The sequence below is a fragment of the Lactobacillus sp. W8174 genome, from assembly GCF_016100975.1.
In the GTDB taxonomy this organism is placed as follows: Bacteria; Bacillota; Bacilli; order Lactobacillales; family Lactobacillaceae; genus Lactobacillus; species Lactobacillus juensis.
The window spans coordinates 263,716-289,273 of sequence record NZ_JACFRN010000002.1 but is presented as its reverse complement, the minus strand read 5'-3'; the positions used below and the strand labels follow the sequence as shown (position 1 = coordinate 289,273).

Here is a 25,558-nt window from a genome sequence, read left to right as displayed (position 1 = left end):
TTTCTCTTTCTTAATAAATTATCTTTATCGTTTTTAAAAGCTTAAGGCAATACTGGCAACCGTCAGGCCACCACCAAAGCCACTTAATATTAGTTTTTGATTGCGTTTAATGATGCCAGAATTAACTGCTTCATCCAACAGTATTGGCACACTGGCAGCAGAAGTATTGCCATATTTTGCAATATTTTCCAAAAATTTTTCTTCCGGAATATTTAGATGCTTTGCTATTGCAGAGATAATGCGTCCATTTGCTTGATGGAGCAAAAACCACTGCACATCTTCCTTTTCCCAGTTTGCTTTTGTTAAAACTCGCCTAATGGAATTAGGTACTTCATGAGTAGCAAAGTCATAAACAGCTCTACCGTCCATCTCAAAGTATTTCTTGTGTTTTGCAATGCTATCTGAACTATACGGTGAACATAAAGGTTGGTATCCGGCAGTTAATTTTGTTCCCAGCTCTCCAAAAGTTGCCAAATCTTCAGCAACTATTCCTTCTGCTTGAGAATTTTTTTCAACTAACACGCCACCACTACCATCCCCAAAGAGAACAGCAGTTGAGCGCTCTTGCCAATCTATCAACTTGGACAAAACTTCTGCTCCGATAACTAATCCTCGTTGATAGGGGCCAGCTAGCAATTTATCCGCGATCGCCAAAGCATAGATAAAACCAGAACAAGCTGCATTAATATCAAATGCTAATGCATGACCAGCTTGCAGTTTGCCCTGCACAATTGCTGCAGTTGAAGGTGTCAGATAATCAGGCGACATAGTTGCCACAATAATAAAATCTAGTTGTTCAGGTTTGAGATTAGCTTTTTGTAAAAGCTGTTGACCTACTGCTAATGCCAAATCTGAAGTCTGTTCACCTTGAACTACATGTCTTTCTTTTATTCCTGTCCTTGAAGAGATCCATTCATCTGAGGTAGTCATTATCTCTGCTAAATCATCATTAGTAATTACCTTAAAAGGAACATAATGAGCAGTCTGACTAATTCTTAAGCCCATCAATTAACGCTCCTTTTATTATCAATTCGTGGCGGAAATTCAAGAAAAGCACGCAGGTTCAATAGCGCACGTTCGATAATTGCCACCTGTTCATTATCAAAGCCTTCAATAAACTTTTTTACCATATGGCGGTGAAATGAATCATGCGCCCGATAAATTAATCGTCCTCGACTAGTTAAACCCAATCGGATTATTCTGCGATCATCTTCACCATTTATTCGCATGACATAGCCCTTACGAACCAGGTTATTAACCATAGTTGACAACGAACCTGCTGTTACCATCAATTCACTTGCTACTTGGGAGCTGGTCTTATGTTCATACATGGTAATGGCATCGATCGCGTGCAATTCTCTTAGTGAAATATCTTTAAATTCACTTTTTCGCAATTCACGTTCTTCGACTTTCATAATATCCGAATAAACTGTGGACAAAAGATTATTGATGCGTTTTAAACTTGTCTCCAATAGCATCACCTCTTACTCAACTATATAATCTGTACTAATAAAATCTTGATACTCTTTTTTATAAACATATATAAAGCCATAATTCAAATTTTAATTCGAATAAAATCGCTTTATATCAACGACTAGCATCTCCTTTAAATACTTTTATATTCAAAATAAATTATTAGAGTATGATATGGTATTATTTACTAAATGTCAAACTCCTTTCTGCAATATTAATTTATTTGCGTTATCAAGGCAAGTGTTTCTTAAAAAACTCTAAAAATAAATAGTTTGAATCTCAAAGCATTTTTGCAAATTCAATTAGGTATAAGGATAGATTATTAATGAATAGTTCAAAAAAAGAAGCATATCTCAAAATATTGTTAAACAAATTTCAACTAGAAATTAATTGGTGGAGAAGTATTAATTCCACAAATTTGTATGCAAAACAAAAACTAGCTTCTAAGGGATATTTAGGTCCAGTGCTATACGGAAGTGATGAGCAAACCTCTGGCTACGGTAAACAAAGTCGTCACTTTATTTCACAAAAAGGTGGCATTTATTTATCACTTGTTATCAAAGTGCCGCAATTGAACTGGCAGAATCAAGGATTATTAACTACAGGTATTGCCTGGCAACTGCATTTAGCTATTAATGAGGTATTTCATGTAGAGACTCAATTCAAGTGGGTGAATGATCTGCTTTTTAAAGGTAAAAAAATAGCTGGTATCTTAGTTGAATTACCACAGCCCCAAGTTGCTGTTATTGGCATTGGCTGTAATCTTTACCAGGATCATTTGCATAATGAATTAAACACAGCTGGCAACTTACTAACAAAAATTCCCAGTGAAAAGCATATTTGCCAATTTATCGCTCAAATCATAAAAAATTTATTAGAATTTATTCCTCAATTTGATCAAAGCAATTTTCTGCCTGATTACAAAGAGAAGCTGGCACTAATGAATCATGACGTAGTACTGGCACTCGGCAAACAAAAAATAAAGGGAAAAGTGACAGACTTAACGCAACAGGCAAATTTAGTTTTAGAAACCGAAACAGGTTTAAAAAGTTTTAATGCTGGCGAGGTCACAAAAGTAAGAAATTTTTAGCAAACAAAAAAGACGAAATTCTTCGTCTTCTGATAAATCCTTATTAAAATTTCATAATCGATTTTAGCTTTTAGAATAGTAAAAAGATCTTTTACTTCTTCTTTGCTTTACTCAAGGAGTCTTTGACAGCTTCTTTTATTGCTCTGCTGGTTTCTGATGCTCCAGAAACAGCATCGACATCGTAGGTGTTTTGCTCAACCATTTTTTGAGGTAACTCTTTAACCGCTTTTGAGCCGTAGTCATCACTTTCAGTTTGCTTTAAAATTTCGACATCCACAATCTTGCCTGCTTCATCCAAGGTAGTTCTGACAACCACGCCATCTCCCATACCTTGATTACTGTATCCTAAATATTGATTAGGACCGACTTTAAATTTTTGAGCGCCTTCATCACTTGAGGCAACAAAATTATCATTAATTGGCGCACTAGTTAAATCCGTTGTACCGATTCTAGATAAATCCTGTTTAGTAGCAGCAGCATTTTCTCCAGCAATTTTACCAGAAATTAAGCAATCGGCAATATTACCACCGGTAGTATATTTATTAACAAATGGTGAACCTAATTCTCCTGCTTCAAACAAATGCGGAATTGGAGTCCCATTAGGATTTAGTACTTGAGCATGACCGTCACGCCGGCCGCCACCCTGAGTATTAAGCATATTTTGTCTCAGAGCAATTGCATAAAATGGCCCATTTTGACTAAATGCACGCAAAGTTGCAGGGTCGCGGTGATAAGCATAGTCTTTTCCTTGTTGCGCCATAAAATTGAACTCTGAAATTGTTTGAGACAAAATTTCGGGATCTTTACCAATTGCAGAAGCTAAATCAGCAATTGTATCAGCCTTAATAATATTATCCAAGAAATGAGGCACTTTAAGACCATCATTTGGTTCATTTTGAAGTTCTTCGTATTTTTTCTGATCAAAAATCATATAAGGATGGTTTTGATTCAACGGTACTACCCAATCACCATGATTATAAATATGACCATGTCGATTTAGTTCTGCTTCATTGAAGTAACGACTACCATCTTCACCAACAACGATTGCACTACCTTTTGCTATTTCTGACCAAAAGACATTTAAAGCATATGTCGAACGAATGCCTTCTTTTTGCCTTGGTGAAAGGCCATGAAATTGACCAAGTGATTCAAAAGACCGCATATTCCACAATTGAGCATTTACTTCTTCCAGCATTTTAATGCCATCACCCTTATTGTACAGAGAACCAATTGGTGACAAATAAGAAGACTGCAAAAATGTCTGGATCATTTCCTTATTATTTTCAAAACCACCGACCGCTAAAACTACACCGTTATTTGCTTTAATGTTGCGTAAGACATGATCTCGTTCAATTTGAGCACCTAAAACAATTTTTGAAGCTCCATCTTGAACTAAATGTTTAGCTGGACTGCTGTACCAAACAGTAATTTTTTCTGAACGATCTAATACTTTTTGGCGTAAAAGTTTCCACAAGGCGGCATCGCTTGTGCCATTATGAACTAAGTAATCATCATAAGAATCAGCACAAGGCAGTTCAGGATATTCAGTCACATATTTGGTTGAAGGAGTACCAGCCAACAATTTTTTCATACTTACTGGTTTAACACCCAAATATTTTTCAAAATATTCACTCATATTTGCCATCCCTTCAATTAAATTGTTGAAGGGTTCTTTGTCTGGCTTCAAAGGTGCCGCCAAGTTTTCATGGTACTTTTTTAAAGCCTCATAATCCGTACCAGCTCCTACCATTTGACCAGCGTAGCGTGTATTACCACCCTCATGACCTTCTGGCGCACTATCTACCAATAAAACTTTAGCACCACTGTCTGCCGCAAACCTGGCAGCTGTAGCACCAGCACCACCAAATCCTAAAACTATTACATCATAAACAGCATCCCATTTAAAACCGTGTTCATTATCCATTATTAAGCCTCCATATAAAAACCTCTGATATAGACAACTTAATTATAATTCTAAATTCAGATATTGTGAATAAGGTAACTAATACTTTTTTACATAGAAAAATAGGTAAATATGAGCATTTACCTATTTCGTTAATTTTTTATTTTGAATTAAATCTATGGTTCAGGTAAAATAATAATTACATTTCTCAACAAGTCCATATTTACACTCCCTTTCTAGTAAATTTCTTTATTAAATGATAGCTCTCAAATTAAAAAAAGTATCTATATTTTCATATTTGAAAATTTATTTTAACTATTCTTTTTACATTTACCTCATAACCAGATTCTTTCAATATATTCAAAATTTGTTTAGCTTCTTTTCTTTTTCCTGCAATTAAATCTTCATAAAATTTACCTAATATTTTTATAAAAGCTAATTCCATATTGCTTGGTAGCTGTTCAATATATAATAAAGCATCATGACAAAGTTCTTTTCTACCTTTTTTCATGCACCAGTCAATATAATTAATCATTAGGGCACTTATTGCTGATAGCATTTTTCTGTCCATTTTATTAAAATTCTGATATTTTCTAATCATATTCCTTACCAAAAATGATGCATCATCTACGTTATAAATTTGTATTAAATTTGCCATTAATATTATTCTATAATATTCATTTTCATCCGTGTCCTTTCGGAAAATCAATTTTTTAATCTTGCTTTTCTCAGCATTACTCAATCTTTTTAAAGCCTTATCATCATGAGTATTCGCTATCAATTTAGTAGCTAATACAGTATATTTTATGAAAGGAGTTTGTGGCTGAATTTTTTCAAATAATTTAATTATTGAATTAATTTCATAATCATCGTTGGCATAAGCAGCTTTCAAAAAACTATTCATTAGTGAAATTACTTTCCTTTTATTATCTTTTTCAAGCTTATAATCCCCTAAAAAACTTTGTGGACTCACATTATGCTTTTGCAAAATATCTAAAAAGTCATTTACTCCAATATCATTTAGTCCTCTTTCTACCTTTGAATAAAATGAAACAGAAATAACACCAGCTGCCATTTCTGTTTGAGTCAATCCTAATTCTTGACGTAAACTTTTTAATTTTTTACCTATATAGTTCATTTAATCTCCTATCTTTTTATGCTATATATGACTTCATAATTATGAGCACATTTGAGAAAGCTGGCAAAACTTATTATTTAATTTTAATAAAATAAGCTAAAAGAACAATGATGTTAAACTAATGAGTCTAAGTTTGTTATAATTTAAGGTATTAACAACATTTTAATATAACAGCTTTAGGAGATTTGACATGCCAAATTTTCATAACAGTAAACTTAAAAAAGAAGTAGTTTTAAGAGATCCAGTTCACGAATACATCCACATTGAAGACGAAGTTATACTTGATATTCTGAAAACTCAGGAATTTCAAAGAATGCGCAGAATTAAGCAACTTGGTCCTATTGCCTATGTTTTTCCTGGTGCAACGCATACTCGATTCGAGCATAATCTAGGAGTTTATGAGTTAACTCGCAGAATTTGTAATATTTTTGCAAAAAAATACCCATCGCAACGTTCAGGCGATGGACTTTGGGATGATAGTAACAGATTATTAGTCGAATGTGCTGGTCTCTTGCATGATATTGGACATGGCCCGTATTCACATACCTTTGAACACCTTTTTGGCACTAATCATGAAAAAATTGGGCAAAAGATTATCACTGACCCCAGTACAGAAGTTAACCAAGTCTTGCAAACAGTTTCACCGAATTTTCCTGCTCTTGTAGCAAGTGTGATAGCTAAAACTTATCCTAATCCCCAAGTAGTTAAAATGATTTCTAGTCAAGCAGACGCTGACAGAATGGACTACTTGCAACGCGATGCCTATTTCACTGGGGTTACTTACGGAAAATTTGATTTATCCAGAATTTTGCAAGAAATCCGTCCATACAGCGAAGGAATTTGCTTTACCATGGCGGGAATGCATGCTGTTGAAGATTATATTGTTTCTCGTTATCAAATGTATCAACAGGTTTATTTCCACAGAGTCGGGCGGTCAATGGAAGTTATTTTACAGCATTTGCTTGAAAGAGCAAAAATAATTTACAAGCAAGGTAATTTGCCGGTAACTCCTAGTTTAGCAAAATTTCTAGCAAATGACTGGACACTTGATGATTACTTGAAGCTAGATGATGGCGTAATGGAAACCAATTTTTCAATGTGGACGAAAGCTAATGACCCAATTCTCTCCGATTTAGCTATGCGTTATCTCTTCAGAAAGCCCTTAGCCAGCGTATGTATCAACCAAGAAACCAAAAATCTGTTGCCAAAATTAAAAGATTTAATCAAACAGGCTGGTTTTGATCCAAATTATTACACCGATACCAATTCAGCTTTTGATGAACCTTATGATGCTTATAAACCAACTGGTAAAAATGCTAACAGTCAAATTGAAATCATGCAAGACGATGGGCAATTAATCGAATTATCACATTTGAGTCCTCTCGTACGTTCATTGAATGGCACATTGCAGGGTGACGAACGTTTCTTCTTTCCTAAAATCATGATGTCAAATAGCGATGAACCCCAAATTTTTGACCCTTTATACCAAAAATTTCAGCGTTATGTTAAAAATGGTACTTTGCGATACTTGAGAAAGCCAAAAAATAAATAAACAGCTGAATCGCTGATTCAGCTGCTTTTACTACTTTTGTTATGATTTAAGTTAAAAGTATAATTCTTTTCAATCTTTAACATTTTTTACTAAATGAATTTCTCTGTCGAATAGCTGTTTCATTTGTTCATTAAAGCTGTGAGCGATAAAAATAACGGTAGCAGGAGTAGACGTCACTTCATGCAAGATTTGCATAGTAGCTTGCTGATCGATTGCACTAGTTCCTTCATCAATCAAAATTATTTCACTTTGATGAACTAAAGCCCGCACCAGAACAATTTTTTGTCTTTGCCCTCCTGAGATATTTAACTTGTTCAAATCGATTTTTTGATTTAATCCTTCATCAAATTTGGCAATATCACTTGCTAATTGTACTTTTTCAACCAATGACGGTAAAGCGCTCTTTAATTTGTCTACAAACATCGTCATGTTGTCAGCAATGCTCACCGGAAAAAGCACAGGATCTTGGGGAATATAGCCAATTTTACTCATATCTGGGTTAACCACAGCACCATACTTGTCTTTAAAAACAATCTGCCCTGAAGTTGGTTTGATTTGTCCGAGAATGAGTTTAAACAAAGTTGATTTTCCAGCTCCAGAATCACCAGTCAGAAGCACCTTTTCACCTGACTTAATATTAATGTCTGGAAAAATTAGGCTTTCACCATTAGGAAATTGCAAACTAAGATCATGGGTACTAAGTGATGCTGGAGTTGCTACTTCTTCAGCTTGCTCTTTTTTAACTGGCGCAGCCGTTTGGGCAATCTCCTGATTTAAAGTTTTGGAGCCCTTTATTTGCCCATATCGACTAACTATGATTTGAATACTTTGCCTTAAGTAGAGATTACAATTGCCTACTCCAGTGATTGCACCAAATGCTACTATTTTAGCTTGGAACAAATAACCCGTTAGTAAGAATAAAATTAATGAAAAAGAAACTGATACCAATCCATTAATTATACTTAGTAATTGCGTAATCCCATTTTGCTTGACATAAGCATCTTCTAGCTCTTTAGCTGCATCATTAGTTACTTTAAATAGTTTTCCTCCGGCAAAATAACGTTGTAGTTCTTCAAGGCCATTAAGCCACTTTTCTAAGCAATCGAGATATTGATTATTACTCTTTGAAATCTTGGTCATTGAATTTTGTAGTGGCTTTTCTAATAATTTTGGTAACAATAATGAAATAGCCACCATCAAAATAATTGTGAGAAGTAAACTCCAGTGTAATGAAATAAGCAGAACAATTACAGATACTAAATTAATAACACCACCAATTAGACCAAAAAATGGTGCAAAATAATTTTCTTGGCTCTGATTCAGGTCATTTGTTAATCGATTTTGAATCTGGGCAACAGAATGCTCTTTTTGATCCGCGTAAAAGTGAGATACAGATCTTTTTCTGATATGAAAATTAAATTCCTCTTGTTGTTTTGATAGAAAGAACGCATGCAGTCCTTGTATTAAATATTGAAATAAGAAAGGCATAAATGAAATGACATTTATAATTAAAAACTGTTGGAATTTCTGTTGCTGAATTGCTGTGGTTAAAAGCATAAGTATTTGTGTAGTTACAATTGGTAAAGTCCACTCTAAAACGGTAATCAAAATTAGTATCATGAAGCGTAAAGGGTTTTGCTTATAAAAGTCCTTAATTGTCATAATATCTTACCTCCTTTTTATTGCCTTATGTTTTCGTTAAGTGAATTTCTCTGTCAAACATTTCTTTCATCTGATCATTAAAGCTGTGTGCAATAAAAATTACTGTAGCAGAACTCGATGTGATTTCCCGCAAAATTTGCATTGTCGCTTGCTGGTCAATAGCACTGGTGCCTTCATCAATCAAAAAAATTTCACTTTGATGGACTAAAGCTCGTACTAAAACAATCTTTTGTCTTTGACCACCAGAAATATTCAATTTGTTTAAATCGATTTTTTGTTCTAAGCCATCATCAAATTTGGCAATATCGCCAGCAAGCTGAACTTTTTTAACTAATTGTGGCAGTGCCTGTTTTAATTTATCGGAAAACATAGTCATGTTATCAGCAATAGTTACCGGAAAAAGCACAGGGTCTTGCGGAATATAACCAATTTTACTCATATCTGGATTAATCCTTGCACCCTCTTTATCTTTAAATATGATTTGTCCAGAACTTGGTTTGATTTCTCCCAAGATGAGTTTAAACAACGTTGACTTGCCAGCTCCTGAATCTCCAGTCAACAGTATTTTTTCACCTTGTTCAATATTAATATCAGGAAACTGCAACCTTTCACCATTGGGAAATTGTAAATTCAGATTTTGAGTGCTAATCGCGACTGGTCTTACCTTTTTTGTAGTTTGCACCTTTTCTACTGGTGTCCCGGTTTTAGCAATTTCTTTATTTAGAGTTTCGGACCCCTTCATTTTCCCATAAGAGGTTACTATATACTGAATTCCCTGTCTCAAATACGATTGGCAGTTGCCCACTCCGGTAATGGCACCAAACACAACTAGTTTTTGTTGAAACAAATAACCAACTAATAAAAATAAAATCAAAGAGAAAATAGCCGATACTAGACCATTTATTACGGTTAGTAGTTGCATAACACCATTCTGTTTAACATTAGCATCTTCTAAATTTTTAGCAGCTTTACTCGTTACCTTAAATAATTTTGCACCACTAAAATAGCGTTGTATTTCTGCAAGTCCATTAAGCCATTTCTCCAAGCAATCTAGATATTTTTGGTTGGTCTTAGAAACTTGAATCATTGAATTTTGTAAGGGCTTCTCCAACAGCTTTGGCAAAAATAAGGAGATTAGTACCATTATTGATATGGTAACAAGCAAACTCCAATGTAATGAAACCAATAATATAATGGTAGAAATTATAATGACTACTCCTCCAATTAAGCTAAAAAAAGGAGTAATATAATTTTGCTGACTTTGAACTATATCATTCGTTAACCGGTTTTGAACTTGTGCTACTGCATGGTCTTTTTGATCTGCATAAAAATGTTTAGTGGTTTTATCTCTGATTGCAACATTATATTGCTCTTCCTGCTGAGATAAAATGTATTGTAACAGCCCTTGCAGTAGATAATCTCCCATTACACATACAAAAGCACATACATTAACAATTAAAAATATTTTAAAATTGCCTTGTTGAATTGCCGTAGTTTCTATAATACTGAATACAGTACCGATAATTAATAGTGCATATAAACAAATATTGATTAAAAGTAAAACAATAAAGCGTAAAGGATTTATCCTATAAAATTCTTTAATTGTCATTTTGATTACCTGATTTTTTATTTGATTTTAAATTGATTTGATAATCAAACTTGTCTTTTAGTTCCGGACTGAAGTTATGTGCAATCATTAAAAGTGTTTTATCGGTATCGAGCAAATTGCCAATAATTTCACTGGTAGATTTACTATCAACTGCACTAGTTGCTTCATCAAGTAACAAAAATGGTTCATCATGAATTTCGGCCCTGGCCAAAACTACTTTTTGTCTTTGTCCACCTGATAAATTGCCTTGATCTAAATCGACCGTTGTATTAATTTGATTTGGAAACTTGGCTAAATCTGGCACCAATTGAACTTTTCTAACAGCTTCTTTTAGTTTGCTAACCAGTTTGCTGTTAAACATCGTAATATTATTTGCAATAGTATCAGGAAAGAGCGTTGCATCTTGTGCTATGTAACATAGTCGAGCTTTTTGAGGCGATATTTTAGTCCCGTCTTGAGCAGTAAAGAAGACCTCACCAGTTTTGGGCTTAAGTTGTCCCAGAAGGACTTTGAATAGAGTTGACTTACCTGTGCCTGAATCTCCTGAAAGTAAGACCTTATCGCCTTTATTAATAGTAAAATCAGGATAAGATATACTTTCTCCATTTTGATATTGCACTTTCAAATTGTGACATTCAACACCATAAACAACCGTTCCAGGCTTCTTTTCAGGTATTGGTTTTGTTAAATCAGCAATTTCCTGACGTAACTTTTTGGTTGATCTCATTTGCGTCATTGCGTTGATAACTTCCCAGAGACCATTAAAAATGGTCGAAGCAAAGCTACCTGTTATAAACCAATCACCCAAAGTGATTATATGCTTAAAAAATAGTAGTCCACTGAATAAACTTGACCCAATTTGACCAATAGCATTACCTAAGCCGTTAATACTAATCGAGATCCCTTGTACTTTTTTTCTATAAACATTGGCTTCTGCCAGTTTCCGACTATCTTGACCAAGTGCTCTATCTAGTCGGCCACTTGCACTGTATCTGCGCAATTCACTTAAACCAGAAAACCAATTTTCAATTGTATTTAAAAGCTGCGCGTTTTTCTTGGCTGCTGCGGCTGTGGAATTAGATAACTTTTTTGTCATAATTTTAGGTAGAGTCAACACAATAATTGCCGCTACAGCAACAAATAAAATTAATGACCAGTGAAGAGTTATTAATGTACCAATTGCGAAGATAAGACTTAACAAGTTGGTCCAAATTTGAATCCAAGGCGTAGCATAATCGTCTGTTAAAATCTTGAGATTATTGCCTAACTCATTTTGTATTTCTGATACCTTATAACCGCCAGAATTGTAATACCGCCGCATTATTTGGGAACGAATATTATGTAAGCATTCTTGAACTTGCTTGTTAAACAAAAATGTTCCCAATGGTAAGGACAAAACAGTAAAGATTGAGACAATAAAATCAATGACTAACCAAAATACAAATCTGTCCCAGTTGCCTCTTGTTAAATCATTGATTGCATATTTAAAAAGGTATGTTGCCAATGTTCCACAAATGGCATAACATAAGAAAATAATTAGAATGAAAATTCCTCGAAAAATATTGGTTTTAAAAAGATCTTTAAGTGACATTGCTCTTTTATCCTTTCATCTTTGGTATGTTTTTATTAAACTTTAATTTTATTTTAAATGCAATAGGATTTCACTAAGGGGTCAATAAAGCAGACTAAGTGGTAATTTTGTCAAACTAAAAGATCTGCTTAAGTTAAGCAGATCTTGGTAAATTTTATAATTTATTAATGTTTATCTTTTTCGTATCTAGTGTTAAATAAAGGACTGAGTGGTTCATGTTTTTGAATGCATTTGATTGCATCCCCAATAAGCGGACCTACTGAAACTAGAAGAGTTTTTTCCAACTTCTTTTCTACTGGCTGATTAATAGAATCAGTTAGAACCAAATTTTTAATCGGAGAATCATTCAATCTTTGAATAGCTGGACCTGACAAAACTGCGTGCGTAGCACTGGCATAAACTTCAGTAGCCCCAGCATCTATTAACGCTTGTGCAGCTAGGGTTATTGTTCCTGCTGTATCAATCATGTCATCAATAATAATAGCGCGCTTACCTTTAACGTTACCAATGATATTCATTACTTCTGAAACATTTGCGCGAGGACGACGCTTATCTACAATCGCAATAGGTGTCTTCAAAAACTCAGCCAGTTTGCGAGCACGGGTTACTCCACCATGATCAGGTGAAACGACAACAGCATCTTCTTGCAAATTGTTTCTCAAAAAGTAATCAGCAAGTAATGGTGCACCCATTAAGTTATCGACCGGAATGTCAAAAAATCCTTGGATTTGTGGTGCATGCAAGTCCAGTGACAAGACTCTAGTTGCTCCAGCTTCTTGCAACATGTCAGCTACTAACTTGGCAGTAATTGGTTCACGTGGTCTAGTCTTACGGTCTTGTCGAGCATAACCATAGTAAGGAATCACGATATTAATTGTTTGTGCACTAGCGCGGCGCACAGCATCAATCATGATCAACAATTCCATTAGGTTATCATTAACCGGTACACTGGTTGACTGAATCAAATATACATCCTTACCCCGAACAGATTCATCAATGTTAATTTGAATTTCACCATCGCTAAAGCGTTGCACGCTGGACTTACTCAAGGGTACCCCCACCCGCTGTGCAATTTTTTCCGCCAGCGGAACATTGGAATTGAGGGCAAACAACATCATATTGTCTTTATAAGACATAATTTCCTCCGTATTAAAATTGTTAACAACTTATTATTTTACCAAAAGTTGTCTGAAAAAGTTACTTCTAATATTATTATTCAACTTTAACGAACGACATTCAAGCCCTGAATCTTAGTTTATGTAGTAAATTAAGGTAATTGCTATTCTGAAAAAATTATCCACATCAAATTTAGCCTTTAAGCACTTTTTGTGCTTGCAAATAAAAAATATTTTCATCAGACGTTTTAGCTATATGAATATTGTTTTATTGCCCATTTAGCCATTTTAGGATACTTTTACTTGATCAAAAAGTCATTGAAGAAATATTTTTACTTTGCTAAAATTCAAAATGTAAACAAATATCTATCTATATAATGTCGAGATATGGTCGGCAGTTTCTACACGTGAGCCGTAAATTACGTACTATAGATTAAAGATGAAGAGAGCTTTTACGTTCTTCGGGATCTTTTTCTATGCACTAGAAAAAGATTTTTTTGTATTTTACTTTTGAAAGGGAGGCAAATATGAATAGTAATTTCCTTTGGGGCGGCGCTACAGCATCCTATCAGTGTGAGGGTGCCTGGAATGTTGATGATAAGGCTGAATCCATGTGGGACCATTATTTACATGAAAATAATTTAGAAAACGGTGATGTAGCTAGCGATCATTATCATCATTTTGAAGAGGATATCAAAATGATGAAAGATGGTGGTCAAAATGCATACCGTTTTTCTTTGTCTTGGCCGCGCATTATCAAAAATCGTGCCGGTGACATTAATCCGAAAGGAATTGAGTTTTACAATAAACTAATTAATTGTTGCCTTAAAAATGGCATAACGCCTTTTGTGACACTTTATCACTGGGATCTGCCACAGTACTGGTAAGAAGTTGGTGGCTGGCTCAATCTTGACACCAGCCGTGCTTTTGCCCACTACGCTGAAGTTTGTTTTAAAGCTTTTGGCGATAAAGTTAAACTCTGGACAACTTTTAACGAACCCAAATGGTTTACTGTCAATGGCTATTTGATTGGCAACTATCCGCCGGCTGAACATGATTTACAACACACGATCACTTGCGGTTTTAACGTGATGTATGCCAGTGCATTAGCTATTCAAAAATTTCGTCAGGGAAAATTTCAGGGACAAATAGGTATTGTTCATAGTTATTCACCAGTTGATGGCATAGATGATACGATTGAAACCAAAATCGCTATGCGGAATGCTGATAATTATGCTAACAACTGGGTTTTAGATACCGCTGCACTAGGTAGTTTCCCTATTGATTTGATAGCTAAACTTAGTGAGACTAATGATATTTCTTTCATGAAGCCTGACCTTCTAAAAACAATAGCAGAAAATACAGTTGATTTTTTAGGCTTAAATTATTACGCCCGTACGTTAGTGAAACCATATACCTCCGGCGAAACGAAAATGGTATTTAATAATTCCGGTAAAAAAGGTTCAACTCAAATGAGAATCAAAAACTGGTTTGAACAGGTAATGGATCCAAATAGTGAATACACTGAATGGGACACTGAAATATATCCGAAAGGGTTAGAGGATGGCTTAATTCGTGCATACCAAAAATATCATTTGCCTATCTTTGTTACAGAAAATGGTGTTGGTTTTCATGAAAATATTAATGTAAGTGAAGTCAAGGATGACTACCGCATTTCTTTTATGAATGATCATATAAATGCTTTGATGAATGCACAAGACAAAGGAGCTGATGTCAGAGGTTACTTTACCTGGTCCCCATTTGATCTGTATTCATGGATGAACGGGGTCGAAAAACGTTATGGCTTAGTGGCTGTCGATTTTTCAACATTAAAGCGTAAGCCAAAAGCTTCCTACTTTTGGTACAAAAAAATTATTAATTCAAATGGTAAATTGATTGAACGTAGGGAATACTAAAGTAGGAGATTGAACATGGAAACTACAAAAATTACTTCTTGGATGGATAAACACATTACACCATTTGCTAATAAAATGGCCAATCAACGTCATCTTGCAGCAATTAGAGATACTTTTATGACACTTCTGCCAATCACATTGTTTGGTTCAATTTTTGTCATAATCGGTGCTGCGCCACCTGTTACCAAACATAGTAATGGCTTACTAATAGCTTGGGCTCACTTTGCTCAAAAGAATGCTTTAACACTTTCTTGGCTAAGTTCCGTTTCGATGAGCGCAATGTCTGTTTTTATTTGCGTTGGTATTACCTACTTTTTATGCCAGCATTACAAAGAAAATCCTCTATCGCCTATTATGTTTTCTTTAGCAGGATTTTTTATGTTAGTTTTTGATCCTAAAAAACTCGGCTTCACTGGAAATTTTGCAGACATTAGTTATTGGGATGGCCGTGGAATTATAATTGCCATTTTGATTGCTATTCTAACAACGGAAGCGTACCACGCAATGCGTAAACACGATTTTGGTCGTATTAAGATGCCTAAAGGAGTGCCATCAGCTTTATCAGAAAGTTTTGCTTCATTTGTTCCAGCACTAGTTATTTTAGCAGTAGATGCAATTATTTTTATAATTTGTCAAGCAAACCATACTACAGCAGTTAAAGCCATTTACAGCTTCTTATCACCAAGTTTTAAGGTTGCAGACAGCTTGCCAGCAACAATCTTTTTAACTATTTTAGTACAGCTCTTTTGGTTTTTTGGTATTCACGATGCTGCACTCGCTGGTATTCTGGGACCAATTCGTGATGGTAATCTCTCTATCAATGCTAGCGCTAAGTTAGCAGGCAAAGCACTACCGAGAATTTTCACTACTCCTTTTTGGGTTTACTTTGTTATTATCGGTGGCTGCGGTTCTGTCTTAGCTTTAGCGATTATAATGTCATTTTCGAAATCTAAGCAACTAAAAACAGTGGGCAGAGTAGGTTTAATTCCAGCACTATTTGGAATTTCTGAGCCTATGATATTTGGTACCCCGTTAATGCTAAACCCCATCTTTTTCATTCCCTTTATTTTTACTTCCACGGTTAACGCTATCTTAAGTTACCTTTCAATGTCATTTGGACTTGTGAAAAAGACATTTGCACTATTTTCATGGCAAATGCCAGCGCCAATTGGAGCATTTTTATCAACTATGGATTGGCGGGCTCCGATATTAGTAATATTATTGATTGTAATTGATGGCTTAATGTATTACCCATTTATGAAAATTTACGAAAGAAGCTTATTAAAAGAAGAAAACAGTTAGTAACAGAGCTTTAATTAAATTTCTTATTCAATTAAAAAAATTAAATTCTATTGAGAACTAATTTCCAATATGCAAGCGAAATTAGTTCTTTTTATTTGAAAACTTTCTCTCCTTATAGTTAACATTAGAAATTTTCTTTTATATATTATTTGGAATTAAAAAAAGTGTTCCTTATAATTATAGCTTTAGCTATTAAGGAACACTTAACTGAAATTTTTAATTCAAACTATTTAAAACGTCACTTACAATACCATGATGTTCAGTTAACAATTGTGCAGCTTCGTGCTTACTTTTACCCGTTTTAGCCATCACTATTGCAAGAGCAACATCATTGTCTGCTTTTTTTAAAAAGCTTAGAGCTTTAGCAGTCGGAATTGCTGCCGTTTCACTAATAATACGGCAAGCACGATCAACTAGCTTATCATTGGTTGGTTGCACATCAACCATCACATTTTGATAAACTTTGCCTTGTCTGATCATTACACCAGTTGAGATCATATTTAAAATCATTTTTTGAGCAGTACCGGCTTTCATACGGGTTGAGCCGGTTATCACTTCAGGACCAACCACAGCATTAATCGCAATTTCGGCGATTTGACCTATCACTGAATTTGGCACACAAGCTACAGCTATAGTTAGAGCTTGGACTTTAGCGGCATGTTTTAACCCGCCAATAACATAAGGAGTTCGGCCACTGGCAGCTAAGCCAATAACAATGTCATTTGCCGTTAATTTAAGATTTTTTAGGTCGGCTTCTCCCAGTGATGCTGAATCTTCTGCACCCTCTACAGCAGCAAACATAGCTTTTTTGCCACCTGCAATTAAGCCAATTGCTCTTTCCGGCTTAATACCGTAAGTCGGAACTAGTTCAGCTGCATCAAGCACGCCTAATCGTCCACTAGTTCCAGCACCAATATAGATTAAGCGTCCTCCAGCAGAGTATCTTGTGGAAGCTTGATCAATTGCTTTAGCAATTTGATCGCTCTCTCCTGCTACAGCAAGAGCTACTTTTTGATCTTCAGCATTAATTGTTTTGACCATTTCCAATGTAGACATCGTATCAATGTGCGCTGTTGCGGGATTTCGTGCTTCGGTTTCTAAGTTTTTAATTTCCATATTTTATCCGTAAATTAATTTGTTTTTACAGTTGCAACAATCTGATTTGCAGTTACCTTGCCTGTAGCAACAGGAGAAATACTTGCTACATCCTCCATATTGTTAATCATTACCATCACGTCTGTTGGCTTGCCCGCAGCTTTAATAGCTGGAACATCCATTTGAGCAATAACGTCACCACGTTTAACATACTGTCCACTTTTTACTTTTATTTCAAATGGAGCACCCTTTAATTCCACAGTGTCAATTCCAAAATGCAAGACTAATTCCAATGGACCTTGATCTGATTCCATTGTAACTGCGTGTTTCGTATCCATAATTGTTAAAATACGTCCATCAACTGGAGCAACAATTTTACCATCATTATCAGGAATTACAGCAAAGCCGTCTCCCAGCATTTTTTGAGCAAAAACATCATCTTTTACAGCAGATAATTCTTCCAATTCACCATTCACAGGACTGGCTAAATTAACTGCCACACTTTCGTGACTTGTTTTATTATCCTCGGGATTAACGAAAGAGCCATCTTCATTTTTAGCAACTACAGCGCTTTTAGGTACACCAAAGAAATAAGTTAGAATAAAACCGCCAATATAAGCTGCTAATAGACCAATACAATAATTTAATGCTTTATTGTGGGCAATTAACGGAATTAAGGCAATACCAGATGTACCAATAGCAATTGAGCCGACATTGCCGAAGGCTCCTAAAACGGCACCACCAATACCACCACCTAAACATGCAGTAATGAAGGGACGGCCTAAAGGAAGAGAAACACCATAAATTAGTGGCTCGCCTACTCCTAAAATTCCGACGGGTAAAGCTCCCTTAATTAGTTTAGTTAATTCTTTGTTCTTACGACATTTAACCCATAAAGCAATTGCAGTACCTACTTGTCCAGCACCAGCCATTGCTAAAATAGGCAATAACGGCGTATAACCCATCTTTTGAATCATTTGCAAATGAATTGGCGTTAAAATTTGATGCAGGCCAAACATAACCATTGGTAGGAACACTGCACCTAAAATAAAACCGGCAATAGGTCCACCAACCTTTAAGACCCAGTTAATTCCGCCAATGAGTGAGTTTGAAACCCAACCAGCAAAAGGCATAATGATAAAAATGGTAATTAGGCCCATTACTAATAAAGTTAAAAATGGTGTGAAAATAATATCAACTGAATCAGCCATGTATTTGTGGAAGAATTTTTCAACATATGACAATAGCCATACTGCAAGCAAAACTCCGATGATACCACCCTGTCCGGCAGCTAACGGCTGACCATTAAAAATATTTGGTATTACCATAGGAGCTACCACACCAGGCAGCATTACCACACCGCCGATGATACCACCAAGTCCAGGTGTGGCATTAAATTCTTTAGCAGCATTAATACCAACATAAATATTTAAGTAGGCAAATAGCCCATTAGCAATGACACCTAAAACGGTGATGCCTAAGTTCCAGCTTGCCGGCAGCATTTTGGCTGTCAACATATTTCTTAAAATACCTGATACACCAGAAATTAAACCGGCACCAACAAATGCTGGAATTAAAGGTATAAAGATAGCCGAAATATGTTGCAAGACAATACGCCACCAAGTTTGCTTTAAGCTGGCTTTATGGGCTGCGTGGACTTCTTCAGCTTTCTCCATAACTTCGCTCTTGTCTTTTTGATAAGAACTTTCCTTAGCTGTTACATCTGGAAAAGGATCATTTTCATTTACACCAGCTGCATTAACCATACTTTGAGCAACTTTGGCATTTACACCAGGACCTAAAACCACTTCCAGCGTTTCACCATCAACTACTCCCAAAATGTCTTTAACTTGTTTTAAACCAGCTAAATCCACTTTAGATTTATCCCTGACCGTAATTCTCACTCTGGTCATACAATGGTATAAAGATTTAACGTTTGCGATACCACCAATATGATCATAGATTTCTTGGCCTATTTTGGAATATTTATCTGTACTCATTTTTTCCTCCTTTTTTAAAGACAAAATAAGTATATTATTTATTAGACCAATTTGCAAATTATGATAATTAATTATTAAAAATCATGTTTTAATGGATTATACCAATTCAATAAAGATAGTAGCTTATTTCAAACACTAAGTAAATTTTATTCACCTGCAGCAATGAAAATGATGCTTTGCCCTGCACCTATTTGGTTCAAAAGTGGTAAATCTTCAGCTACCACGTGTCCTAAAACATTAATTTTTTCATCAGCAGGTAAATCACGCTTAGTTATTTGTAATTCACCTTGATAACGCAAATATAATTTATTATCACATGTAATTGTTCCTTTTGATCGAGCTTCAGGATTTCCCTGGGGTGCAACATCAAAAAGCTGACGGCTACGCCCCTCCGTTAACCTCACTACATCACGCGCTACATCTGGACGATTATGCCATTCAGAATTAAATAATTCAGGCAAGTTTTTATCAATGCGAAGTGTAATAATCTGCTGTTTAATATAATTTTTAAAACTATCAATCATTTGCGGTGATAAAGAGGCATCCCCAATAAAAACATGGTCACAGGCTAAGCGTCTTAATTCCAACATTGCAGCTAAAGGATTCTCTCCTCTTTGCTTTTCAAGAGTTGGCAATCCTGCATGAATTGGACCACGTAAAACAGCATCACCTGCCACAAATGCCATTGTTTCTAAATTCATGTGATGTAACCAATCATTTTTCGCTTTTAACCAATTTGAATCTAAACCGGTTTCTGGTCGCGGATAAAAATTATGCCAAGCTTGCAAATTTTCGAAGTTGGCACCATGCTCTCGTAAAGCTGTGACGTCATCTTCATTGATAGTACTGGCGTTCAGAGCAATTGGCATTTTCTGTGAAAGCTTTGCTATAGTAGCTGGTGAAACACCATCGTCTATTCTCAGGCCAGTCAAGCCCAAGCTGGCAATCTGCTCTTCATTTTCAAGTGCAAGTCCTAGCCTTGCCATACCACTTTCAGAAACGTCAGCAATGACAGAAGTTTCTAAGTTCTTACACCATTTAGTCAGCTCTGCTAATCTGTTTAATATTACTTTGGGATCATCTTCAGGAATATGTAATGAAGTAAAAATAGTTGTTAATCCCGCATTGCGCATCGCAAGTATATAATTATAATCATCAGCCGTTAGATCACGGTTTAGATAAATCGAAAAACCCAGCATTTATTCTATTTCTCCCTTAGTGTGAAATCACTTACATGGACCATTATACTATTTTATTTTGTTAAAACATGTACACAAACAAAAAGCCGTGAGTTAATTTGCTCACGGCTTAAATATTTAAGCTAAATGAATTAGCTTTGCTTCATTATAAACGTACTCCAAGGTTCAATAGATTTTAACAAGTCTAAGTCATCGGGATGTAAGTGTCCTACAAGATTACGTCTGCCATCATTAGCAAACGGCGTTAAAACAACTTGCAGTTCTCCTTTATACCGAGGATATTGATCATTAACAACAACTATATCTCCTCTCGCAAAAGAGGCTTTGTCATTATTATGAGCTGGAATTTTTTCTTTGGCATAAACAACACGAGGTTGGGTGTCGCGTAACAGAAATGCAGATGCATCACCGCGGTACAAATGAGGCTCTTTTAAGCAAATCGTTTGCTCAATTGGTAAGACATCATCTTCAAACACAATTTTCAAAGTAGGATATGCACTGTTAAAAGCATTTGCTGCAGCAGCCAACTCATTTTCACTGGCAAAAGCATTGCCAATAATAATGTCATCAATCATTTTGCTCAAGCGTAAGTGAGTAACCTGACTAAAAATATTTCGGTGACGATCGCTTTCAAGTGTCGGTAAACCCTCATGAACAGGCCAAGGACCGAATTTAGCGTTTTTAGATGAAATAAACGCAGCAGTATGCAATCCATAATCACGATACTTTTGTGAATATTCATTAAAAATCCTTTCACTTAAGCCCGTATATTCTTGTGGATAAAAGTTATGACAACCAATTAGGTTATCATTCTCCGGATCATAAGCCATAATACTGTCAAGATAATTTGTACCCCGACTCATATTTAGTTCAATCTTGAGTCCATATTGATTACGAGTCATGGCAGCTTCTTCCATGCCGCTAAAGCCCTCATCTAACCGCAAGCCCCAGACGCCTAAGTTATGGAAAAAAGCAAGATCATTATAATCAATTTTTAGTTCTTTAAACAAAACGGGATTAATATCGACTACAGTTTTAAAACCCAAATTGTTTGCATAAGCAACATCTTTTTTTAACTTGGCAAGTATATCTTCACCACTTGCACTTTTTAACTGCAAAAGTGAGGTAAAAATTCTCCTGTAGCCATATTTATGAGCTAAATACATATATTCTTTATCGCGCTCAAATGTACTTTGCTCGGGATAAAGTGAAATACCCAACTGTTTCATAAAATTATTGCTCCTTAAACTTTATTAACTTTTTCAGGATCGACGTTATTAGAAGCAATTACAAATGGTACATAAATCAAGAAACCAACGACCATATTAACAATTTGTAAAATAACTGAACGCCAGTCAATTGTAGCAATGATAGCATTAAGGAACGGTGGCATCGCCCAGGTTGTCTGTACGGCAACTCGATTAACCAAGCCAAGACTTAAAGCACCATAGGCAATTGATACCATAACTAATGGAGCAAGAACAAATGGAATAATATAAATTGGGTTTAAAACAATTGGCATACCAAACATCATAGGTTCATTAATGTTGAAGATCCCAGGTACAAGTGAAATCTTAGCAACGGCACGTTCATCTTCACGCTTTGAAAAGGCAAGAACGGCTAAGATAAGTAACAGTGTTGAGCCAGCACCACCGATCCAAACATAAAGATCAAAGTCACTTCGAGTCCACATGTAAGGTAATGCCTTTTGCATTTTATGGGCATTAGTATTGGCAATCAGTGCTGTAGTCCAAATACTTTCTGTAACCGGAGCCAAAACATTGGTGCCATGAATACCAAAGAACCAAAATAGTTGAACTAGAAATACTATCAGTAGCAACGAGCCATAACCTTGACCCATCTTCATTAACGGCTCTTGAATTGTCTTGGCAATTAAGTCAATCACTGTCGTGTTTTTAAGACTGAATAGATAGTTAATAATACCAACAACGAACAAACCAGCGGTTGCGGGAATAATACCTGTAAAAGCATTGGAAACTGCGGGTGGAACACTGTCAGGCATTTTAATAGTAATATGTTTCTTTACTAAAGCAATATAAACTGCTACAGAAATAGCACCCATAATCATTATGGTGAAGAAGCCGTAAGCTCCAAAGTACTTGTTAAAGTTAAACCAGCCCCAAGAACTGATATTTTTGCCAGTAACAGCTACATTGGCAGCAGTTAATGTTTTTAGATCGCCCTTGGTAAGAGTAAGAGCATTTTTCAAATCAACTGAAAAGCTTTGAGGCAAGCTCATAATAAAGGTACCTAATGTCAGCAGGCCCCCTGCGATCGGTTCAACTTTATATTGGACACACATGTGATAGCCAAATGTAAAGGCAAACAGCAATCCTAAAATTGCAGTTGAGCCTGTCCACACCAACGCATTGATATTGATAAGCCATTGCATTGAATTAACAACGCCTGTCCATCCTAGGTTAGTGGGAACATCCCTAAAAATAGCATTTAATACACTAGCTACTGAACCAGCCAGCATAATAGGCATAATAGAGATAAAGGCATCACGCAGTGCAACAAGCCAGCGAACAGAGCCGATCTTAGCCGCAACAGGAACGAGATGCTTGTTTAGCCAGTTAATTATAGCATTCATAATAATTCCTCCTACTAATATTTCACTACACTTGCATTATACCATAGCAAATGGAAACGTTTACCGTTTTACAGTTGAAAATTGTTGTGGCTGTATGTTTGTTGGCTTTGGTCTACACCAAAATAGTTCAATATTCTCTAACTGATTTTAATTAGACAGTCAAAATGGTATATACCATATTTTTTTACTAATAAACTACACTTTTTTAAGTATTATTTAATAAAGTAGACCTTCATTGTTTGCCATCCTCAATGATAAAGACTTAGATTTATATTTTATCTTTAAACGGACGGAAGGTTTCATGCTTAGTTGAATATTCCACCACTTTTTTCATTTTATTGCCGGAGAACTCTATTAAAGAAACGCCATCGAAGCAATATTCTTCTTTTTCTGCAGCATCAAAATACCAAGTAACCACAAATTTACCAGTATCAGTTTGATCAATTTTATAAATATCCCATTTTAAAACTGTCTGCTCCTTAGACTTCGAATTAATATAGGCTTTTAACTCATCTAATCCTTCATAAGTAGCACCATAACATTCACGGTAATAGACATCTTGGCTAAACCAACTATCAAGATTAGAAAAATCTTTTTTAAGCCAAGAGTTAAAATAATCTCTGATAATTTGTTTGTTTTCTATAGTTTGACTGGAATTTGATAACATAATATTTATCTCCTAATTTATAAGCAAAAGATGCTAATATTAAGTCTAAAATAACCACTTTTTATAATTAATTATCAATTAAGATACATATCAAAGCAATAAAAAATAACTAACTTAACAAATAAGCTAGTTACTTTTGACTAAATTTAATTTTGCTATACTAATGTTTTACTTTTCAGGCTTTACTTTAATTCCTTTATTACTTGCAATAACAAATGGCATGTAAAGGAATATATCTAAAATGAAAAGCAGTAAAGACAAAATTGTTGCAGGAATATCTCCAGCAGTAGTAACCCAGGTAGTTAAAATAGGAGGGATAGTCCAAGCTGGTATTACAACACTTTTAGCCACTAAGCCCATCATAGTCAAAGGATAAGCTATTGCCAAATTAATTAATGGTACAAAAATGAATGGAATTACAAAATATGGATTCATAACTACAGGAAGACCAAACATGATTGGTTCTGAAACATTAAAGAAGCTTGGCAGCAAACCTAATTTAGCAACATCTCGGTAATCTTTTCGTTTAGAAACAACAAAAATCGCTATTAAGAAAGGTAGTATTGCTCCAGTACCACCGAACAAAGTATACATTCCAAGCCATGGATTAGTAACAATGTTAGGCACTGCTTTGTGAGCTGCAAATGCAGCCATATTTTGCTGGATTGCAGCTAGCATAGGAGGAGAAGTAACTGAAGCTACAATATTTTGTCCGTGTAAACCAAAGAACCATAAGAATTGAGTAACAAACTGAATGACAAAGCAACCAATCCAAGATTCCATAGCAGCTTGAAGAGGTTTAGAAATAATGGTTTGAACCAAGTCAGTAACTCCTTGATGGAATATTTGAACATAGGCAAAACTAAAAACTGCAAAAACAATTACTACAAGAGATTCAGGAATCAAAGAATTAAATGATTGAGCCACTGCTGGTGGTACTCCATCTGGCATTTTTATTCTTAATTTTTTAGATTTATAAAAAAATAATAATAGTTCAGTACTCAAAACCGCAGCAATCAAGCCCACAAACATACCCCCAGATGAAGTTAGTGCTTGTGTATAGACCCCAGTTACCGTCACATTTTTCATTGAGCCAGACACAACAGCTCGATTATTTAAAGGAAACATTATCAAAGCTGTAGCTACACTTAATATTCCAGCATGAATAGGACTAATGTCATTATTACTAATTCTACCATCTGCAATATAAGAATTTAGTAACCTGTAACCTATAATAAAAGTCACAAAAATAGTCATAAAACCCATGGTACCGTTATTTACCATAGTTCCCATTTGGGTCAAATTTGCAGCATACGGAAACACTTTTAAAACAGCAGGCTGATTTAAAACCAAGGAATTTAATAATATAAACAATGAGTTTACCATTATAATAGGTGTAATGTCGACAAAGGCATCACGTATAGCTACCAAATGACGTTGGTTACCAATCTTAGTAGCTAATGGTAAAATCATTTTGCTAATTTTGTCAGAAATACTCATTTTCTCCCCTTCAACATTTTACCTTAAAGTATTAACTTTTGAAACGTTTCAACAATATTATTATAACTCTATATTGGAAACGTTTCAACTAAAAATGTAAGTGATTTCATAAAAATTGAATATTTTGAGAGG

18 protein-coding genes, 1 pseudogene and 1 riboswitch are annotated in these 25,558 nt (G+C 35.2%); of the genes and pseudogenes, 4 read left to right on the top strand and 15 right to left on the bottom strand.

Annotated elements, in window-relative coordinates:
- Window positions 1–33: 33 nt before the first annotated feature.
- Both H3U49_RS04280 and H3U49_RS04275 read right to left on the bottom strand, forming a co-directional pair.
- Window positions 34–1,005: a beta-ketoacyl-ACP synthase III gene (locus tag H3U49_RS04280; RefSeq protein ID WP_370466804.1), complete on the bottom strand. Its 972-nt coding sequence runs from the start codon at window positions 1,003–1,005 to the stop codon at window positions 34–36.
- Window positions 1,005–1,478, bottom strand: a complete 474-nt coding sequence (locus H3U49_RS04275) for a MarR family winged helix-turn-helix transcriptional regulator (protein WP_198179965.1) — start codon at window positions 1,476–1,478, stop codon at window positions 1,005–1,007. The genes H3U49_RS04280 and H3U49_RS04275 overlap by 1 nt, the downstream gene beginning before the upstream one ends.
- A gap of 320 nt (window positions 1,479–1,798) precedes the next feature.
- Between H3U49_RS04275 and H3U49_RS04270 the strand changes: the two genes are divergently transcribed.
- The gene (locus H3U49_RS04270; RefSeq protein ID WP_198179963.1) at window positions 1,799–2,563 is read left to right on the top strand and encodes a biotin--[acetyl-CoA-carboxylase] ligase; all 765 of its coding nucleotides are present in this window, start codon (window positions 1,799–1,801) and stop codon (window positions 2,561–2,563) included.
- Between the two features lie 91 nt (window positions 2,564–2,654).
- Here the strand turns inward: H3U49_RS04270 and H3U49_RS04265 are convergent, their stop codons facing one another.
- Window positions 2,655–4,487, bottom strand: coding sequence for an FAD-binding protein (locus H3U49_RS04265; RefSeq protein WP_198179961.1), 1,833 nt, complete (start codon window positions 4,485–4,487; stop codon window positions 2,655–2,657).
- A gap of 271 nt (window positions 4,488–4,758) precedes the next feature.
- Window positions 4,759–5,604, bottom strand: a complete 846-nt coding sequence (locus H3U49_RS04260; RefSeq protein ID WP_198179959.1) for a helix-turn-helix domain-containing protein — start codon at window positions 5,602–5,604, stop codon at window positions 4,759–4,761.
- 190 nt (window positions 5,605–5,794) lie between these two features.
- On the opposite strand from H3U49_RS04260, the gene H3U49_RS04255 reads away from it, so the two are divergent.
- The gene (locus tag H3U49_RS04255) at window positions 5,795–7,156 is read left to right on the top strand and encodes an HD domain-containing protein (protein ID WP_198179958.1); all 1,362 of its coding nucleotides are present in this window, start codon (window positions 5,795–5,797) and stop codon (window positions 7,154–7,156) included.
- Between the two features lie 69 nt (window positions 7,157–7,225).
- Here H3U49_RS04255 and H3U49_RS04250 read toward each other — a convergent pair whose 3' ends face one another.
- The 4 genes from H3U49_RS04250 to H3U49_RS04235 form a co-directional block, all read right to left on the bottom strand.
- A complete protein-coding gene (locus H3U49_RS04250; protein ID WP_198179956.1) occupies window positions 7,226–8,818 on the bottom strand; it encodes an ABC transporter ATP-binding protein in 1,593 nt (530 codons plus the stop codon).
- A 25-nt stretch (window positions 8,819–8,843) separates the two neighbouring features.
- On the bottom strand, window positions 8,844–10,427 hold the full coding sequence (locus H3U49_RS04245; RefSeq protein ID WP_198179955.1) for an ABC transporter ATP-binding protein: 1,584 nt from the start codon (window positions 10,425–10,427) through the stop codon (window positions 8,844–8,846).
- Window positions 10,417–12,018 (bottom strand): ABC transporter ATP-binding protein, encoded by a 1,602-nt coding sequence (locus H3U49_RS04240; protein ID WP_198179954.1) that lies wholly within the window; start codon window positions 12,016–12,018, stop codon window positions 10,417–10,419. The genes H3U49_RS04245 and H3U49_RS04240 overlap by 11 nt, the downstream gene beginning before the upstream one ends.
- Window positions 12,019–12,182: 164 nt before the next feature.
- Window positions 12,183–13,154 carry a ribose-phosphate diphosphokinase gene (locus H3U49_RS04235; protein ID WP_198179953.1) on the bottom strand — a complete coding sequence of 324 codons (972 nt, stop codon included), beginning with the start codon at window positions 13,152–13,154 and terminating at the stop codon, window positions 12,183–12,185.
- A 329-nt stretch (window positions 13,155–13,483) separates the two neighbouring features.
- Window positions 13,484–13,582: riboswitch (purine riboswitch) on the top strand.
- Window positions 13,583–13,660: 78 nt separating this feature from the next.
- Between H3U49_RS04235 and H3U49_RS04230 the strand changes: the two are divergent.
- Both H3U49_RS04230 and H3U49_RS04225 read left to right on the top strand, forming a co-directional pair.
- A pseudogene (locus H3U49_RS04230) lies at window positions 13,661–15,049 on the top strand (glycoside hydrolase family 1 protein).
- Window positions 15,050–15,064: 15 nt separating this feature from the next.
- Window positions 15,065–16,351, top strand: coding sequence for a PTS sugar transporter subunit IIC (locus H3U49_RS04225; RefSeq protein WP_034977971.1), 1,287 nt, complete (start codon window positions 15,065–15,067; stop codon window positions 16,349–16,351).
- A 216-nt stretch (window positions 16,352–16,567) separates the two neighbouring features.
- Here the strand turns inward: H3U49_RS04225 and murQ are convergent, their stop codons facing one another.
- From murQ to H3U49_RS04190, 7 genes are all read right to left on the bottom strand, one after another.
- Entirely contained in the window at window positions 16,568–17,467 is a 900-nt protein-coding gene (gene murQ / locus H3U49_RS04220) for an N-acetylmuramic acid 6-phosphate etherase (protein ID WP_198179952.1), read from the bottom strand.
- Window positions 17,468–17,481: 14 nt separating this feature from the next.
- Complete coding sequence (locus H3U49_RS04215; protein WP_198179951.1) at window positions 17,482–19,446, bottom strand: glucose PTS transporter subunit IIA; 1,965 nt, start codon at window positions 19,444–19,446, stop codon at window positions 17,482–17,484.
- Window positions 19,447–19,592: 146 nt separating this feature from the next.
- Complete coding sequence (locus tag H3U49_RS04210; protein WP_198179950.1) at window positions 19,593–20,645, bottom strand: DUF871 domain-containing protein; 1,053 nt, start codon at window positions 20,643–20,645, stop codon at window positions 19,593–19,595.
- A gap of 131 nt (window positions 20,646–20,776) precedes the next feature.
- Window positions 20,777–21,874 (bottom strand): DUF871 domain-containing protein, encoded by a 1,098-nt coding sequence (locus H3U49_RS04205; protein ID WP_198179948.1) that lies wholly within the window; start codon window positions 21,872–21,874, stop codon window positions 20,777–20,779.
- Between the two features lie 14 nt (window positions 21,875–21,888).
- Window positions 21,889–23,259 (bottom strand): PTS sugar transporter subunit IIC, encoded by a 1,371-nt coding sequence (locus tag H3U49_RS04200; RefSeq protein ID WP_198179946.1) that lies wholly within the window; start codon window positions 23,257–23,259, stop codon window positions 21,889–21,891.
- A gap of 268 nt (window positions 23,260–23,527) precedes the next feature.
- Window positions 23,528–23,926: a nuclear transport factor 2 family protein gene (locus tag H3U49_RS04195; RefSeq protein WP_198179944.1), complete on the bottom strand. Its 399-nt coding sequence runs from the start codon at window positions 23,924–23,926 to the stop codon at window positions 23,528–23,530.
- Between the two features lie 168 nt (window positions 23,927–24,094).
- Window positions 24,095–25,426: a PTS sugar transporter subunit IIC gene (locus H3U49_RS04190; protein WP_198179942.1), complete on the bottom strand. Its 1,332-nt coding sequence runs from the start codon at window positions 25,424–25,426 to the stop codon at window positions 24,095–24,097.
- Between the last annotated feature and the right edge of the window lie 132 nt (window positions 25,427–25,558).

Excerpts from the sequence above, each read along its gene's own strand:
- H3U49_RS04280 (WP_370466804.1), bottom strand. The coding sequence starts at position 1,005 with ATGGGCTTAAGAATTAGTCAGACTGCTCATTATGTTCCTTTTAAGGTA.
- H3U49_RS04275 (WP_198179965.1), bottom strand. The coding sequence starts at position 1,478 with ATGCTATTGGAGACAAGTTTAAAACGCATCAATAATCTTTTGTCCACA.
- H3U49_RS04270 (WP_198179963.1), top strand. The coding sequence starts at position 1,799 with ATGAATAGTTCAAAAAAAGAAGCATATCTCAAAATATTGTTAAACAAA.
- H3U49_RS04265 (WP_198179961.1), bottom strand. The coding sequence starts at position 4,487 with ATGGATAATGAACACGGTTTTAAATGGGATGCTGTTTATGATGTAATA.
- H3U49_RS04260 (WP_198179959.1), bottom strand. The coding sequence starts at position 5,604 with ATGAACTATATAGGTAAAAAATTAAAAAGTTTACGTCAAGAATTAGGA.
- H3U49_RS04255 (WP_198179958.1), top strand. The coding sequence starts at position 5,795 with ATGCCAAATTTTCATAACAGTAAACTTAAAAAAGAAGTAGTTTTAAGA.
- H3U49_RS04250 (WP_198179956.1), bottom strand. The coding sequence starts at position 8,818 with ATGACAATTAAGGACTTTTATAAGCAAAACCCTTTACGCTTCATGATA.
- H3U49_RS04245 (WP_198179955.1), bottom strand. The coding sequence starts at position 10,427 with ATGACAATTAAAGAATTTTATAGGATAAATCCTTTACGCTTTATTGTT.
- H3U49_RS04240 (WP_198179954.1), bottom strand. The coding sequence starts at position 12,018 with ATGTCACTTAAAGATCTTTTTAAAACCAATATTTTTCGAGGAATTTTC.
- H3U49_RS04235 (WP_198179953.1), bottom strand. The coding sequence starts at position 13,154 with ATGTCTTATAAAGACAATATGATGTTGTTTGCCCTCAATTCCAATGTT.
- H3U49_RS04225 (WP_034977971.1), top strand. The coding sequence starts at position 15,065 with ATGGAAACTACAAAAATTACTTCTTGGATGGATAAACACATTACACCA.
- murQ (WP_198179952.1), bottom strand. The coding sequence starts at position 17,467 with ATGGAAATTAAAAACTTAGAAACCGAAGCACGAAATCCCGCAACAGCG.
- H3U49_RS04215 (WP_198179951.1), bottom strand. The coding sequence starts at position 19,446 with ATGAGTACAGATAAATATTCCAAAATAGGCCAAGAAATCTATGATCAT.
- H3U49_RS04210 (WP_198179950.1), bottom strand. The coding sequence starts at position 20,645 with ATGCTGGGTTTTTCGATTTATCTAAACCGTGATCTAACGGCTGATGAT.
- H3U49_RS04205 (WP_198179948.1), bottom strand. The coding sequence starts at position 21,874 with ATGAAACAGTTGGGTATTTCACTTTATCCCGAGCAAAGTACATTTGAG.
- H3U49_RS04200 (WP_198179946.1), bottom strand. The coding sequence starts at position 23,259 with ATGAATGCTATAATTAACTGGCTAAACAAGCATCTCGTTCCTGTTGCG.
- H3U49_RS04195 (WP_198179944.1), bottom strand. The coding sequence starts at position 23,926 with ATGTTATCAAATTCCAGTCAAACTATAGAAAACAAACAAATTATCAGA.
- H3U49_RS04190 (WP_198179942.1), bottom strand. The coding sequence starts at position 25,426 with ATGAGTATTTCTGACAAAATTAGCAAAATGATTTTACCATTAGCTACT.